Raw genomic sequence first — 13,740 nt, 5'->3', positions numbered from 1 at the left:
CCCCCACTCCGTCGCCGCTTCGCGGCGCCACCTCTCCCCCCACCGGAGGGAGCGGAAGGGCGCCAGCCTTGCCAAGCTCGCGCCCTTCCACTCCCCCGTCGATCGGGGGAGAGGTGGCGAGCGCAGCGCGACGGAGTGGGGGTCGACTATTCATCACAGCAATGCTTCCGCCTGGTTGCCTGCTTGCCTAAGTTTTCGTGCGCGCTGGATTGTGCCGGTCTTGCGGCGACTACGTGTTTGATCAACGGCTTCCCCCACTCCGTCGCTGCTTCGCAGCGCCACCTCTCCCCCCTCCGGAGGGAGAGGAAAGGCGCCAGCTGGAATCGCTTCGCGCCCTTCCTCTCCCCCGTCGATCGGGGGAGAGGTGTCGAGCGAAGCTCGACGGAGTGGGGGGTCGACCGCTCATCAAATAGCCGATCAAAAGTCGGTCGGCGCGCCGCCTTCGGAGCGGCGCTTTTCGACGAAGGCGTTGAGCTCCTCGCGGATGGCCGGGTCCATGTAGGGCTCCTCATAGGAGGCCAGCCGCTCCTTCCACACCTTGTTGGCCTTTTCGAGCGCCGTCGGCGAGCCGGCTTCGGCCCAGGTTTCGAAATTGCGCCAGTCGGAGAGGATCGGTGCGTAGAAGGCGGTCTTGTAGCGGTCCTGCGTGTGCTGGGTGCCGAAGAAATGGCCGCCCGGTCCGACCGACTGGATGGCGTCGAAGCCGAGCGCCTCCTGGGAAAGGTCGAGCGGGGTCAGGAATTCCGCCACCATCTGCAGCAGATCGATGTCGAGGATTGTCTTCTCGTAGGAGCAGCGCAGGCCGCCCTCGAGCCAGCCGGCGCCATGCATCATCAGATTGCCGCCGCCCTGAATGGCGCCCCACAGCGAGAACACGCTCTCATAGGCCGCCTGCGCGTCGACCGTGTTGGCAGCGCAGGTGTTGGAGGTGCGGTAGGGGATGTTGTAGCGGCGGGCAAGCTGGCCGCCGACGAGCTGCGCCTTCATGTATTCCGGCGTGCCGAAGGCCGGCGCGCCGGACTTCATGTCGACATTGGAGGTGAAGCCGCCATAGCCGACAGGCGCGCCCTTGCGCACCATCTGGGCAAAGGCCATGCCGGACAGCGCCTCGGCATTCTGCTGCACCAGCGCACCGGCGATCGTGACCGGCGCCATGGCGCCCGACAAGGTGAACGGCGTGACGATGACGACCTGGCCCTTGCTCGACATCTGGATGATGCCTTCCATCATCGGTACGTCGAGCTTGAGCGGTGAATTGGTATTGATGATCGTGAACACCGACGGCTCTTCCAGCAACTGCTCATGGCTGATGCCGCGCGCGATGCGGGTGATCTCGATGCCGTCGACATTGCGTTCCTTGCCGAGCGAATAGATGTGGAACACCTTGTCGGTCAGCGTGGCGAGATCGCGGATGCATTCGAGGTGGCGGACCGACGGATGGATGTCGATCGGCTCGACCGGATAGCCGCCGGTGCAGTTCAGAATGTTGTGCATCTGCGCGAGCTTGAGGAAGTTGCGGTAGTCCTGCTGGTTGCCGGGCCGGCGGCCGCGATCGATGTCGGAACAATTGGGCGCCGACGCCATCATCGAAAAGATCACATTGTTGCCGCCAAAGCGCACATTATGCGCGGGGTTGCGGGCATGGATGGTGAACTCCGACGGGCAGTGCGACACCAGCTCGAGGATCATGTCGCTGTCGAAGCGCACCCGCTCGCTGCCGTCGCGCACGTCGGCGCCATGCGCCTTCATGATGCGGCGGGCCTCGTCGTGCAGAACGTCGACGCCGATTTCCCTCAGCACGCGCAAGGAGGCGAGGTGGATCGATTCCAGCTCGTCGTCCGAAACCAGCCTGGTCGGCGCGAGCGGGTTTTTCAGCTGGCGGAAAGCCGGCTGCTCGAACGCAGCCGAGCCGCCGGCGCGCTTTCCGGCGCGCCCGCCGCGGCGGGCGCGATCGGTGGCCAATGCCGGTTCCAAGGGTTGTAGGGCGGCGGTCATGATGGTCCTCGTAGGATGCGATAGCGGGCGGCATAATGGACCGCCGGCCAGCCGGCCATTGCGGAGGCGGCGACCACTAGAGCGAGGGAAGCGACATGCCCGGACGGAGGTCGCATGCCGAAATATCGCCTTGATCAACCATCCGGTTGGCGCAAGCGGATTTCCGCGGGCGGCAGGTGCCGCTCGGTCTGCTGGCGGAACGGGTGACGGCGCGGCTGGTGCGGCTGATCTGCACGGCTATCACGGTGCTTGGATGCGTGCTGCTGCCGTTTTTGATCGAGACGCCGCTGATATCATCGAGCTTGGCGAGCGCTTCACCGGCTCGAAATTGGTTGCCGGCAACGCCGCATTCTCCTTGATGTGGGGCGTAGGCGGCATTTCCGTACCGCCTGTGACAGGAAGCGCCATGGACGTGCTGGGCGCCGGCGGCCTGCCGATCACGCTTGGCCTGCTGTGCCTGGCGCTGGCGATCGCGAGCGTCGCTGGTCGCGGGAAAGCCTGAATCCTTGGCTGAGATGCCGCGGCTATTGAATATCGGACCCGGCATGTCGATGTTGCGTCCCGAACCCTGCCTATCGGAGTATTCATGACCAAGCCCAGCACGAAGCCGGAACCCAACACGGAAGACCCGTTCCTCTGGCTGGAAGACAGGACGTCCCAGCAGTCGCTCGACTGGGTGCATGGCCAGAACGAGATCACGATTGGCGAATTGCAGGGCGATCCATCCTATCAAACCTCGTTTCAGACCGCGCTCGACCTGATGACGGCCGAAGACAACATCGCGGTCGGGGCCGCGCTCAAAGGCGACGTCTATAATTTCTGGCAGGACAAGACCAATGCGCTCGGCCTCTGGCGCCGCACGACGGTTGCTTCCTACAAGACCGAGAAGCCCGATTGGGAGACGATCATCGACTTCGACCAGCTTGCGGCGGCGGAGGGGATCAAATGGGTGTTCAGCGGCGCCAGCCGGCTTTATCCCGACTTCAATCTCAGCCTGCTCTCGATGTCGCCGGACGGCGGCGATGCCAGTGAAATGCGCGAGTTCGACATCGCCACCAAGTCGTTCGTGGAGGGCGGATTTCGCGCGCCGGCTTCGAAGTCGGGCTTTTGCTGGCTGGACAAGGACACGGTCATCGTCTCGGCTGCCTTCGAGGAGACCGACAAGACGGAGTCCGGGTATCCGCGCGTGATCAGATTGTGGAAGCGTGGCACCAGGCTGGAAGACGCGACACTGATCTTCGAGGCGCAGAAAGAGGACCTGGCCGTGGGGGCCGGCGTCGAGTTCGACGGCGAGAAGCGCCATGTCTTTCTGGCGCGAACGCTCGACTTCTTCGCATCGCACAGTTTCCTGCATCTCCCGTCAGGCGAAAACAGGCGCATTCCCTTGCCCGACGACGTCACCGATACAGCGCTTTTCAAGGACCAGATGGTGTTTGGGGTACGCACGCCGTGGACGGCGCCCGACGGCACGGCGTGCCAACCCGACGGGCTTTACTCCTTCGATTTCGCACGATGGATCGAAACAGGAGCGCTGGGGGCGATCGAAACCCTGTTCGCGCCGGCACATCGCGTCTCCATCGCCGGGCTCGCCAGAACGCAGGACCGACTGTTCATCAACCTGATGGACAATGTGCGCGGCAAGGTCGTGGTCTGCGAGCGCAACCAGGACGGCTGGTCGCTGAAACCTGTCGCTCTGCCTGAAAACGGCAATGTCGGCATCAGCCATGCCGAGCATTTCGGCTCCAGCGTCTCCTTCTCGTTCACCGATTTCCTGACGCCGAGCTCGATCATCTGGTCTGACGACAATGGCGAGACGCTTGCCACCGTGAAATCGCAGCCGGCCCGCTTCGATGCGTCGCCGCTGATTTCGGAACAGTTCGAGGCGCGCTCGAGGGACGGCACGATGATCCCTTATTTCGTCGTCCGGCGGCGCGACCAGAAAGGTCCGGTGCCGACGCTGCTTTACGGCTATGGCGGCTTCGAAGTGCCGTTGCTGCCCGGCTATGCCGGCGTGCGCGGCAGGCTGTGGCTGGAGAAGGGCAACGCCTATGTGCAGGCCTGCATCCGCGGCGGCGGCGAGTTCGGCCCAGCCTGGCATCAGGCGGCGCTCAAGGGCAACCGCCAGAACGGCTTCGACGATTTTGCAGCGGTGGCACAGGACGTCGTCGAACGCGGCATCGCCACGGCCGCTTCGCTCGGCATCCAGGGTGGTTCGAATGGCGGCTTGCTGACCGGTGTTTCCCTGACGCAGAACCCGGGTCTTTTCGGCGCCGTGATCATCGAGGTGCCGCTGCTCGACATGCTGCGCTATACCGAATTGCCGCCCGGCGCCTCCTGGATGGCCGAATATGGCGATCCCTCGAAACCGGAAGACGCCAAATGGCTTTCCGCCTACTCGCCCTACCAGCATGTCGCGGCCGGCCACGCCTATCCGCCGGTGCTGCTGACCACCTCGACCGCCGACGACCGGGTCCATCCCGGCCATGCGCGCAAGATGGCGGCCCGCCTGCAGGCGGCCGGCCACGCCAACACGCTGTTCTTCGAGGAGACCGAAGGCGGACATGGCGGCCGTGGCGACCGCCGGCCGCAGGCGGCGCAGGCGGCGATGAAATATGTGTTCCTGCAACGGGCGCTCGGCGCCAAGGCTTGAATGCGTTCCACAAGGCAGCCTAGCAAAGGGTGGTTCACCTCGACCGTCCTTTGCTCTAAGGTGCCAGCCATGGCTCTCGCGGGGATGTTGGCTGGCGCATTCGAGATCAGTGCATTGCGGGTCGCGGTGACACCGTCACCGCGCACGTTGCGCGCCGAGCTTTTGCGGCTGTGCGCTCGCATCGGCTATTCGCCGCCCGCCTTCCTCTGACGCATTCGCCCCGGCGCAGCCGGACAGAATCCAGAGGAAAGATCAAATCCATGACCTACCAGAATTATTCGCTGAAGCAGCTTCAGCAGATCGACGCCGCGCATCATCTGCATCCCTTCACCGACCACAAGGAACTGCGCGAGGCGGGTTCGCGCATCATCACCCATGCCAATGGGCCGTTCATCTACGATTCCGAAGGGACCGAAATCCTCGACGGCATGGCCGGGCTGTGGTGCGTCAACGTCGGCTATGGCCGCGACGAACTGGCCGAGGCCGCCTATGCCCAGATGAAGGAGCTGCCCTACTACAATTCCTTCTTCAAATGCTCGACGCCGACACCGGTGCTGTTGTCCAAAAAGCTGGCGGAGATCGCACCGAAGCACATCAATCGGGTGTTTTACGGCTCCTCCGGGTCGGAGGCCAACGACACGGCGCTGCGTCTGGTTCGCCATTACTGGGTGCTGGAGGGCAAGCCGGAGAAGAACCGCATCATCTCCCGCAAGATGGCATATCACGGCTCGACCGTCGCCGGCACCTCGCTCGGCGGCATGGATGCCATGCACAAGCAGCTCAACGGGGCGGTGCCCAACATCGTCCATGTGATGATGCCCTATGCCTATGAGCTGGCGCTGCCTGGCGAGAGCGATCACGATTTCGGCTTGCGCGCGGCCAAGGCGGTCGAGGACGCCATCCTCGAAGCCGGCGCCGACAGGGTCGCGGCCTTCATCGGCGAGCCGGTGATGGGAGCGGGCGGCGTGAAGATACCGCCAGTCAGCTATTGGCCGGAAGTGCAGCGCATCTGCCGCAAATACGATGTTCTGCTGATGCTGGACGAGGTTATTACCGGCTACGGCCGCACCGGCGAATGGTTTGCAGCGCAAACGCTCGGCATCGAGCCCGACACCATCACCACGGCCAAGGCGCTGACCTCGGGCTACCAGCCATTATCGGCATTGCTGGTCGGCGACCGCATCGCCTCGACGCTGATCGAAAAGGGTGGCGAGTTCAATCACGGCTACACCTATTCCGGCCACCCGGTGGCCTGTGCAGTGGCGTTGAAGAACCTGGAGATCATCGAGCGGGAAGGGCTGGTCGATCGTGTCAGGAACGACACCGGTCCTTATTTCGCAAAAGCCTTGCAGGAGCGCATCGCCGGGCACGAGCTGGTCGGCGAGGTGCGTTCGATCGGCCTGATGGGCGCGATCGAGATCGTCAAGGACAAGGCGACCAAGGAGCGGTTCCTGCCGGCGGGCAGTGCGGCGGTGAGCGTGCGCGACCACGCGATCGCCAACGGCATGATGCTGCGCGCCACCGGCGACACGATGATCCTGTCGCCGCCGCTGATCTGGACCCGCGACACGATCGACATGGCTTGCGAGCGCATCGGCAAGGCGCTGGACCTGGCGCAAGCGGATCTTCGCAAACGGTGAGCATTATGGCCGGGCGTTCCGTGATCGGGGCGCCCGGCCGTTCACGTCTCCTGTATCTGTCCGTGGCGGAGCGAGGGTTCCGGTCGTCGGCGCTATCGGCTACAACCCGCCAAGGCAGTTTGCCGAGGGGGATAACATGGCAGGACAACCGCTCAACCAGCCAGCAGAAATTCCGGCCGAGCTCGACCGCTGGAACTGGGGTGCCTTTTTCCTGAACTGGATCTGGGGCATCGGCAACAGCACCTTTATCGCGCTGCTGGCGCTGGTCCCGTTCGTCAACATCATCATGATCATCGTGCTTGGCGCGCGCGGCAGCCGCTGGGCGTGGCGGAATCGCGCCTGGCGCGACGCCGAGCAGTTCCGCAAGACACAGCGCAATTGGGCGATCGCCGGACTGATCGTGTGGATGGTCGGGATCGGCGGCTGCGCGGCGATGGTCGGCAGCATTCCCTACGTGCTGAAAGGCAGCGACGCCTACCACATGACCATGGACAGGCTGCGCGGCGATGATCGCGTGAAAGCGGCTATCGGTCACGACGTGACCGACAGGTTCTGGGTTGGCGGCCATCTCAACGTCGACGCGAACGGTGCCGGCGACGCGCAGTTCAGCATTCCGGTCCATGGCGCCACTGGCAAGGGCACCGCGTTCGCGACCGCGACCCGGACGGCTGGGACCTGGAGCCTGCGCCTGCTCGTCCTCAAGGTGGATGGGGTCGATGCGCCGATCGTACTCATCAACGAAGACCATGTTCAGATCCCCAGCGCGGCGATCGGAATATAGAAGTCGGCCGGCGACGAAATGGCTGAAATGCAAAAACCGCGCTCCATCGGGAACGCGGCTTTGCCAGATACGCATGGCGCTTCGCTACGCAAACACTTGGCGAAACTTACGGGCTCCGGTACGCGAGACCTGATCCGGAGCGCCGGGCGGATGCGATATGTCCGCCTCGTCATCCGTTTTATAGGGACATCGTTACCGCGGGGTTATCGAGAGCTTAAGCAAACCTAAATTTGGCGGGTTTCCTCTCGAAATGCGCGAAAAAACCCACATTCGACGCCAGAGGTGCCGAACGCACGTTGGAAAAGGCCTGGCGACGGCCAAAACCGGCGATGCCGGCAGCCTTTCATGATAGGAATTTTTTCTTGACAGGGTGAGTGCAGCTATGGTAGATATTTATCCATGGTTCAGATTTGCGCCGACGGCCCGCCGCACAGGCGGGTTTTTCGTTTGTTGCTTTCAACGCGTCGAACCCGTTACCCCGGATTCGTCGCCCTGCATTCGACGCCTTACGGATTGGCACCGCGCAGAAAATTTATGATCCCGGAGAAATCATCGCCTGCATGCCCTTGGGCGTTGAACAGCGCGTAGAGCTGCGCCGCCTCGGCGCCCAACGGGGTCACCGCGCCGGAATCCTGAGCGGCTTCCTGTGCGAGCTTCAGGTCCTTCAGCATCAGGGCGGCGGCAAACCCCGGCTTGTAGTCGCGGTTGGCGGGGGAGGTCGGCACCGGACCGGGCACCGGACAGTAAGTGGTCAGCGACCAGCATTGGCCCGAAGAGGTGGACGCGACGTCGAACAGCGCCTGATGCGACAGGCCGAGCTTTTCGGCCAGCACGAAGGCTTCGGCGACGCCGATCATCGAAATGCCGAGGATCATGTTGTTGCAGATCTTGGCCGCTTGTCCGGCGCCGTCGCCGCCGCAATGGACGATGCGACCGGCCATCGGCTTCAGGATCGGCTCGGCGGCGGCGAAGGCATCGTCGGACCCTCCGGCCATGAAGGTCAGCGAGCCGGCCGCCGCACCGCCGGTGCCGCCCGAAACCGGCGCATCGATCGACAGCAGGCCGTGTTTTGCTGCGATGGTATGCGCCTTGCGCGCCGATTCGACGTCGATGGTCGAGGAATCGATGAACAGCGCGCCTTTTTTGGCCTTGAGCGCAATGTCCCCATAGACCGACAGCACATGCTTGCCGGCCGGCAGCATGGTGATCACCACGTCGGCGTTCTTCACGGCGGCTGGCGCATTGGCCATGATTGTCACGCCGTGATCGCGCGCGATCGTCAAATTTTCAGGCACCAGATCGAAGCCGTGCACTTGATGCCCGGCCTTGACCAGATTGGCGGCCATCGGATTGCCCATATTGCCGAGGCCGATGAAGGCGATGGTGGTCATGGTGGTGCTCCGGGATTGGGATTAGGCGGTAGGCGGTAGGCGGTCTATTCTGGCGTAAGTCTGAGAATGAGCTGGCGAAGCATCTTGCCGATGCCTTCGGTCGATATCGGCAAGCGACCAGCTTGATCATGCATGGCAAGGCCAATGCGTTCGGCGATCTGGAGGTGTGTCTTGAACTCCTTCAGTGAGCCTTGGGCGATCCGGAGAAACTGCTGATAAGAGCCTCTGTTGTCTCGGCCATAGCCTTCGGCGATGTTTGCAGGGATAGAGGTCGCTGAACGGCGGATTTGGCTGGTCGACCCATACAATTCCTCCTTTGGCCATGCCTTGGTCAACGAATAGGCGGCGACAGCAAGATCCATCGCCTGCTGCCAAACAATAAGATCCTTGTACGACTCGATCTTGCCGGTCATCTCTCGCATACTGCCTACTGCCTACTGCCTACTGCCTTCCGATCAACGCCCGCGCGATGATGACGCGCATGATCTCGTTGGTGCCTTCGAGGATCTGGTGGACGCGCAGGTCCCGCACCAGCTTCTCGATGCCGTAGTCGTGCAGGTAGCCATAGCCGCCGAGCAGCTGCAGCGCATCGTTGGCGACGGTGAAGCCGGTGTCGGTGACGAAGCGCTTGGCCATCGCCGACCATTTTCCGGCATCCGGCGCCTTGCGGTCGAGTTTCGAGGCGGCGGCATAGAGAAACATGCGCGCCGCCTGCAATTCGGTCTCCATGTCGGCCAGCTTGAACTGCAAAGCCTGGAACTGGTTGATCTTCGAACCGAAGGCCTTGCGCTCGGCGGTGTAGGACAGCGCCTTGTCGAGCGCCGATTGCGCGCCGCCCAGCGAGCAGGCGGCGATGTTCAGCCGGCCACCGTCAAGCCCGGCCATGGCGATGCCGAAGCCGGCGCCTTCGCCCGACAAAAGGTTTTCCGCCGGCACCTTGCAATCCTCGAAGATGACCTGGCGGGTCGACTGCATGTGCCAGCCCATCTTGTGCTCGTTGGCGCCAAAGGAGAGGCCGGGCGCATCCCTGGGCACGACGATGGTGGAAATGCCCTTCGGACCTTCGGCGCCGGTGCGCGCCATGACGGCGTAGACATCGCTGTCGCCGGCGCCCGAGATGAACTGCTTGGTGCCGTTGAGCACATAGTCGCCGCCGCTCTTTACCGCGCGCGTCTTCAGCGCCGCTGCATCGGAGCCGGAGCCCGGTTCGGTCAGGCAATAGCTCGCCAGCCATTCCATCGAGGTCAGCTTGGGCAGGAAGCGCTGGCGCTGCTCGTCATTGCCGAAACGGTCGATCATCGACGCCACCATATTATGGATCGAAATGAACGACGAAAAGGCTGGGTCGGCATGCGACAGCGCCTCGAAGATCAGCACGGCGTCGAGCCGGCCGAGCGCCGAACCGCCGACATCCTCTTTGATATAGATGCCGCCGAGGCCGAGCGGCCCGGTCTCGCGGATCACATCGGCGGGGAAGTGCTTGCTGCGATCCCACTCCAGCGCGTTCGGCGCGACGCGGTCGGCGGCGAAGGCCTGCGCCATCTCCTGGATGGCGCGCTGCTCCTCGTTGAGTTCGAACTGGCTGGTGCTCGCATCGACCGCGGCGTCCATGGCGTGCTCCCTGATGTCTCCGGCCTGCTGGCCTGTCGTTTTTGGCTTTGCGCGCGCACCAATCTAGACCAATGATGCCGCCGCGCAACCCGACGCTCCGCGGAGCGGCTGTGTATCAATGCTTGTCCGGAGCGAGATGTGACGACAAAGTTCGATGAACTGTTGGGACGGTTCCACGCCTATCTCGCTTCCGTGGACGATGCCCTGGTGCGCGACGCCGTGGCGCGCATCGATTGGGACATGCCGGCCCGCGTGCTCGTGCCGCGTCCGCTCGGCTGCCTGCATCACCTCGATCGCGCAGCGGAATTGGCGCCGGCGCAAGCCAAGCCGCTGGTGCAACTGCTGGCGAAACAGCGCAACGATTTCCGCTGGGGACAGACCTATGGCGAGGCGGATTTCGGCAAGGCATTCCTCGACAATTACGGCTGGCTGGAAGTGTTCGGCACGCGCGGCCATTTTGCCAACGACGAAGTCGCCGCCGGCCTGCTGATCCTCGGGCCCGAAATCGTCTATCCCGATCATCATCATGTCGCCGAGGAGATCTACATTCCTTTGACCGGCGGGACGGAATGGCGGATGGGCGAGGGCGATTTTCGCAAGCGCGAGGCCGGCGAGGTCGTGCATCATGCCTCGAACGTCGATCACGCCATGCGCACGGCCAACGAGCCGCTGCTGGCGCTCTATATCTGGCGCGGCGGGCCGCTGGCGCAGAAATCCGATATCGCCGCAACCATGGCGCAGGGCAGGGGCTGAGCCATGGCCAAAGCCATCATGCTGCAAGGCACGGGTTCGGATGTCGGCAAGACCGTGCTGGTCGCCGGCCTCTGCCGCGCCGCCAGGAACCGCGGGCTGAAGGTGCGGCCGTTCAAGCCGCAGAACATGTCGAACAATGCCGCCGTCGCCGATATCCCCGGCGACAACAACCATGGCGGCGGTGAGATCGGCCGTGCGCAATGGCTGCAGGCGATCGCTTGCGGCGTCGCGCCATCGGTCCACATGAATCCGGTGCTGCTCAAGCCGCAGACGGATGTCGGCGCGCAGGTCATCGTGCAGGGCAAGGTTTTCGGCGAGGCGCGGGCGCGCGACTACCAGGGGCTCAAGGGCCAACTGATGGACGCCGTGCTGGACTCCTGGGGCAAGGTCGGCGAGGGCGCCGATCTGGTCATCGTCGAGGGCGCCGGCTCGCCGGCCGAAATCAACCTCCGCAGCCGCGACATCGCCAATATGGGCTTTGCCACGCGTGCCGACGTGCCGGTGGTGCTGGTCGGCGACATCGATCGCGGCGGCGTCATCGCCTCGGTCGCCGGCACCCATCTGATCCTGCCGGAAGAGGACCGGCGCATGATCGTCGGCTATCTCATCAACAAGTTCCGCGGCGACGTCTCGCTGTTCGATGACGGGCTGAAGTCGATCGAACGATTCACCGGCTGGCGCTGTTTTGGCGTCGTGCCATGGCTGAAGGCGGCGGCGCGGCTGCCGTCGGAGGATTCCGTCGTGCTGGAGCGGCTTGCGTCCGGCGAGGCGCGCGCGCTGAAGGTGGCGGTGCCGATGCTTGGCCGCATCGCCAATTTCGACGATCTCGACCCGCTCAAGGCCGAGCCGCAGGTAGAAGTGGTGTTCGTGCCGCCCGGAAGACCGTTGCCGGCCGATGCCGGACTGGTGGTCATCCCGGGCTCCAAGTCGACCATCGGCGACCTCCTGAAGTTCCGCGAGAACGGCTGGGACCGCGATCTGCTGGCCCACCGCAAACGCGGCGGCCATGTCGTCGGCATTTGCGGCGGCTTCCAGATGCTTGGCCGCGTCGTGCGCGACCCCGATGGGATCGAAGGCAGCGTCACCGAAGCCGAAGGGCTCGGCCTGCTCGACATCGAAACGGTGATGGAACCGGAGAAGACGGTACGCAATGTCGGCGCCCGCTCGGTTCAATTCGACTTGCCGCTCGAAGGTTACGAGATCCATCTCGGCCGCACCACCGGACCGGATACGCTGCGGCCATCGGCGATCATCAATGGCGTCGATGACGGTGCTGTATCAGCCGATGGCAAGGTGTGGGGCACTTACATGCATGGGCTGTTTGGCGCCGACGCCTTTCGCGGCAAATTCCTCGAAAGCCTCGGTGTCAGGGGCGGCGGCATCGACTACCGGGCCGAAGTCGAGCGGGCGCTGGACGAGGTCGCGGCCGAGTTGGAGACCCACCTCGACTGCGACGCGATTTTTGCGCTGGCCAGGTAATTTCGCGGCGCGATCAGCAGGAATCGCTTCGTCATCCTATGGCGGAGCAAGGAGCGAAGCGACGCGGCGCAGACCATAGGATCCATGCCGTTACTTCGAAGCGCTGCTTCAGTGCGGAATTCTGCTCCGCTGCACTCTTTGGCCAAGGTTGCGGCATGGATCCGCGGATCTGCGCCGCGTCGCTAACGCTCCTTGTTCCGCCCGTGGATGACGAAGTGATGGACGTTTCCGCCAATCGCCGAGGCACGCCTTCGGCCAGTAGGTCTATCAAACCCCTTCACCAGAATCAAAAGCGCCCGGCCTTTGACCGGGCGCTCATGGTCCCCACTTCAAGGGATACGTGTCAGGCGCCGCGCAACAAGCAGCCGCCGGCTAGCACGATGAAGGCAACAACAACGATCCACACCGATGCGATTGGAATGAACGCAAGAATGCCAAGCGCGGCGAGAATGCCGATGATGGCGATAACTACGGAGATGATAAAAACGATCTGGGTAGGCGCGCTAAGGTTCATATTTGGCTCCTCCAACATGATTCGACAGCCGCATTCTATCAGGCGTGTGATCACACACCAATCAGGGCTCGCAACGGGTTCGCCGGGTCGGCCAGGAGCTTCACCGCCAGCGCCAGGCAGACGACCACCAGCAGCGGCTTGATCAGTTTTGCGCCGATGCGCATGGCGAGGCCGGCGCCGACGCGGGCGCCGAGGAACTGGGCAACCCCCATCATCAGGCCGATCTTCCAGTAGACGACGCCGAAGGCCGCGAAGACGACGAAGCCGCCGATATTGGAAGCGAAGTTGAGCAGTTTGGTGTGCGCCGTCGCCTTGAGTACGCCGTAGCCGGCAAGCGCGACGAAGGCCAGCATGTAGAAGGAACCGGCGCCTGGTCCGAACAATCCATCGTAGAAGCCGATGGCAGGCACCAGGGTCAGCCCGAACAGGAATGGCGACAGGCGCTCGGCGCGATCGACATCGTTCATGTTGGGCTTGAACGCGAAGTAGAGCGCGATGGCGATCAGCACGATGGGCAGGACCGCGCGCAGAATGTCACCCGGCACGATCGTCGCCAGCAAGGCGCCGATGGCACTGCCGATAACGGCCAGAAGCGCCGACGGCAATTGCCGGCGCAGGTCGACATGGCCCTTGGACGCATAGTGGATGGTCGCCGAGCCCGAGCCGAACATGCCTTGCAATTTGTTGGTGGCGAGCGCCTGGACCGGCGTGAAACCTGCAAGCAGCAGCGCCGGCACGGTGATCAGCCCGCCACCGCCCGCGATCGAGTCGACAAAACCCGCTGCAAAGGCGGCGACGGCGAGCATGACGACGGTCTGTGTGGCGAGGTCGAACATCGGATCGATGGGGCATTCAGGTGTCAGGAGGGTTGGACGGGTTCGACCACGACAGCCCGGTTTGCGCAAGGCTGATTCCGCGCTACCTCT

At 63.6% G+C, this 13,740-nt stretch carries 13 protein-coding genes; 7 read left to right on the top strand and 6 right to left on the bottom strand.

The genetic code is table 11. From position 1 onward, the window contains the following. Positions 1 to 417: 417 nt before the first annotated feature. A complete protein-coding gene (locus NKI49_RS29710; protein WP_352695858.1) occupies positions 418 to 1,995 on the bottom strand; it encodes a trimethylamine methyltransferase family protein in 1,578 nt (525 codons plus the stop codon). Between the two features lie 253 nt (positions 1,996 to 2,248). Between NKI49_RS29710 and NKI49_RS29705 the strand changes: the two genes are divergently transcribed. The 5 genes from NKI49_RS29705 (at position 2,249) to NKI49_RS29685 (ending at position 7,066) form a co-directional block, all read left to right on the top strand. Continuing rightward, complete coding sequence (locus NKI49_RS29705; RefSeq protein WP_502899434.1) at positions 2,249 to 2,497, top strand: hypothetical protein; 249 nt, start codon at positions 2,249 to 2,251, stop codon at positions 2,495 to 2,497. An 84-nt stretch (positions 2,498 to 2,581) separates the two neighbouring features. Next, a complete protein-coding gene (locus NKI49_RS29700) occupies positions 2,582 to 4,645 on the top strand; it encodes a prolyl oligopeptidase family serine peptidase (RefSeq protein ID WP_352597965.1) in 2,064 nt (687 codons plus the stop codon). A gap of 69 nt (positions 4,646 to 4,714) precedes the next feature. Continuing rightward, positions 4,715 to 4,855, top strand: coding sequence for a hypothetical protein (locus NKI49_RS29695; RefSeq protein WP_027024778.1), 141 nt, complete (start codon positions 4,715 to 4,717; stop codon positions 4,853 to 4,855). Between the two features lie 50 nt (positions 4,856 to 4,905). Further along, on the top strand, positions 4,906 to 6,285 hold the full coding sequence (locus NKI49_RS29690; protein ID WP_352597966.1) for an aspartate aminotransferase family protein: 1,380 nt from the start codon (positions 4,906 to 4,908) through the stop codon (positions 6,283 to 6,285). 136 nt (positions 6,286 to 6,421) lie between these two features. After that, positions 6,422 to 7,066, top strand: a complete 645-nt coding sequence (locus NKI49_RS29685; protein ID WP_352597967.1) for a cytochrome c oxidase assembly factor Coa1 family protein — start codon at positions 6,422 to 6,424, stop codon at positions 7,064 to 7,066. Between the two features lie 506 nt (positions 7,067 to 7,572). On the opposite strand, the gene mmsB is transcribed toward NKI49_RS29685, so the two are convergent. Genes mmsB through NKI49_RS29670 form a run of 3 tightly spaced genes read right to left on the bottom strand, consistent with a single transcriptional unit; the run spans position 7,573 to position 10,068 of the window. Continuing rightward, complete coding sequence (mmsB, locus tag NKI49_RS29680; protein WP_352597968.1) at positions 7,573 to 8,457, bottom strand: 3-hydroxyisobutyrate dehydrogenase; 885 nt, start codon at positions 8,455 to 8,457, stop codon at positions 7,573 to 7,575. A gap of 44 nt (positions 8,458 to 8,501) precedes the next feature. Continuing rightward, the gene (locus NKI49_RS29675) at positions 8,502 to 8,870 is read right to left on the bottom strand and encodes a four helix bundle protein (RefSeq protein ID WP_352597969.1); all 369 of its coding nucleotides are present in this window, start codon (positions 8,868 to 8,870) and stop codon (positions 8,502 to 8,504) included. Positions 8,871 to 8,898: 28 nt separating this feature from the next. Continuing rightward, positions 8,899 to 10,068, bottom strand: coding sequence for an isobutyryl-CoA dehydrogenase (locus tag NKI49_RS29670; protein WP_352597970.1), 1,170 nt, complete (start codon positions 10,066 to 10,068; stop codon positions 8,899 to 8,901). Between the two features lie 138 nt (positions 10,069 to 10,206). On the opposite strand from NKI49_RS29670, the gene NKI49_RS29665 reads away from it, so the two are divergent. After that, the gene (locus tag NKI49_RS29665) at positions 10,207 to 10,821 is read left to right on the top strand and encodes a dimethylsulfonioproprionate lyase family protein (protein ID WP_352597971.1); all 615 of its coding nucleotides are present in this window, start codon (positions 10,207 to 10,209) and stop codon (positions 10,819 to 10,821) included. Between the two features lie 3 nt (positions 10,822 to 10,824). Further along, on the top strand, positions 10,825 to 12,300 hold the full coding sequence (locus tag NKI49_RS29660) for a cobyric acid synthase (RefSeq protein ID WP_352597972.1): 1,476 nt from the start codon (positions 10,825 to 10,827) through the stop codon (positions 12,298 to 12,300). Between the two features lie 343 nt (positions 12,301 to 12,643). On the opposite strand, the gene NKI49_RS29655 is transcribed toward NKI49_RS29660, so the two are convergent. Both NKI49_RS29655 and NKI49_RS29650 read right to left on the bottom strand, forming a co-directional pair. Next, positions 12,644 to 12,814: a hypothetical protein gene (locus NKI49_RS29655; protein WP_352597973.1), complete on the bottom strand. Its 171-nt coding sequence runs from the start codon at positions 12,812 to 12,814 to the stop codon at positions 12,644 to 12,646. A gap of 50 nt (positions 12,815 to 12,864) precedes the next feature. Continuing rightward, on the bottom strand, positions 12,865 to 13,650 hold the full coding sequence (locus NKI49_RS29650) for a TSUP family transporter (protein ID WP_352597974.1): 786 nt from the start codon (positions 13,648 to 13,650) through the stop codon (positions 12,865 to 12,867). Between the last annotated feature and the right edge of the window lie 90 nt (positions 13,651 to 13,740).

Source organism: Mesorhizobium sp. M0587 (assembly GCF_040320945.1).
GTDB lineage: Bacteria > Pseudomonadota > Alphaproteobacteria > Rhizobiales > Rhizobiaceae > Mesorhizobium.
This window is presented reverse-complemented; position numbering and strand designations above follow the sequence as displayed.

What these genes read in the sequence shown, in the direction of transcription:
- NKI49_RS29710 (WP_352695858.1), bottom strand. Translation starts at nt 1,995, where the DNA reads ATGACCGCCGCCCTACAACCCTTGGAACCGGCATTGGCCACCGATCGC.
- NKI49_RS29705 (WP_502899434.1), top strand. Translation starts at nt 2,249, where the DNA reads ATGCGTGCTGCTGCCGTTTTTGATCGAGACGCCGCTGATATCATCGAG.
- NKI49_RS29700 (WP_352597965.1), top strand. Translation starts at nt 2,582, where the DNA reads ATGACCAAGCCCAGCACGAAGCCGGAACCCAACACGGAAGACCCGTTC.
- NKI49_RS29695 (WP_027024778.1), top strand. Translation starts at nt 4,715, where the DNA reads ATGGCTCTCGCGGGGATGTTGGCTGGCGCATTCGAGATCAGTGCATTG.
- NKI49_RS29690 (WP_352597966.1), top strand. Translation starts at nt 4,906, where the DNA reads ATGACCTACCAGAATTATTCGCTGAAGCAGCTTCAGCAGATCGACGCC.
- NKI49_RS29685 (WP_352597967.1), top strand. Translation starts at nt 6,422, where the DNA reads ATGGCAGGACAACCGCTCAACCAGCCAGCAGAAATTCCGGCCGAGCTC.
- mmsB (WP_352597968.1), bottom strand. Translation starts at nt 8,457, where the DNA reads ATGACCACCATCGCCTTCATCGGCCTCGGCAATATGGGCAATCCGATG.
- NKI49_RS29675 (WP_352597969.1), bottom strand. Translation starts at nt 8,870, where the DNA reads ATGACCGGCAAGATCGAGTCGTACAAGGATCTTATTGTTTGGCAGCAG.
- NKI49_RS29670 (WP_352597970.1), bottom strand. Translation starts at nt 10,068, where the DNA reads ATGGACGCCGCGGTCGATGCGAGCACCAGCCAGTTCGAACTCAACGAG.
- NKI49_RS29660 (WP_352597972.1), top strand. Translation starts at nt 10,825, where the DNA reads ATGGCCAAAGCCATCATGCTGCAAGGCACGGGTTCGGATGTCGGCAAG.
- NKI49_RS29655 (WP_352597973.1), bottom strand. Translation starts at nt 12,814, where the DNA reads ATGAACCTTAGCGCGCCTACCCAGATCGTTTTTATCATCTCCGTAGTT.
- NKI49_RS29650 (WP_352597974.1), bottom strand. Translation starts at nt 13,650, where the DNA reads ATGTTCGACCTCGCCACACAGACCGTCGTCATGCTCGCCGTCGCCGCC.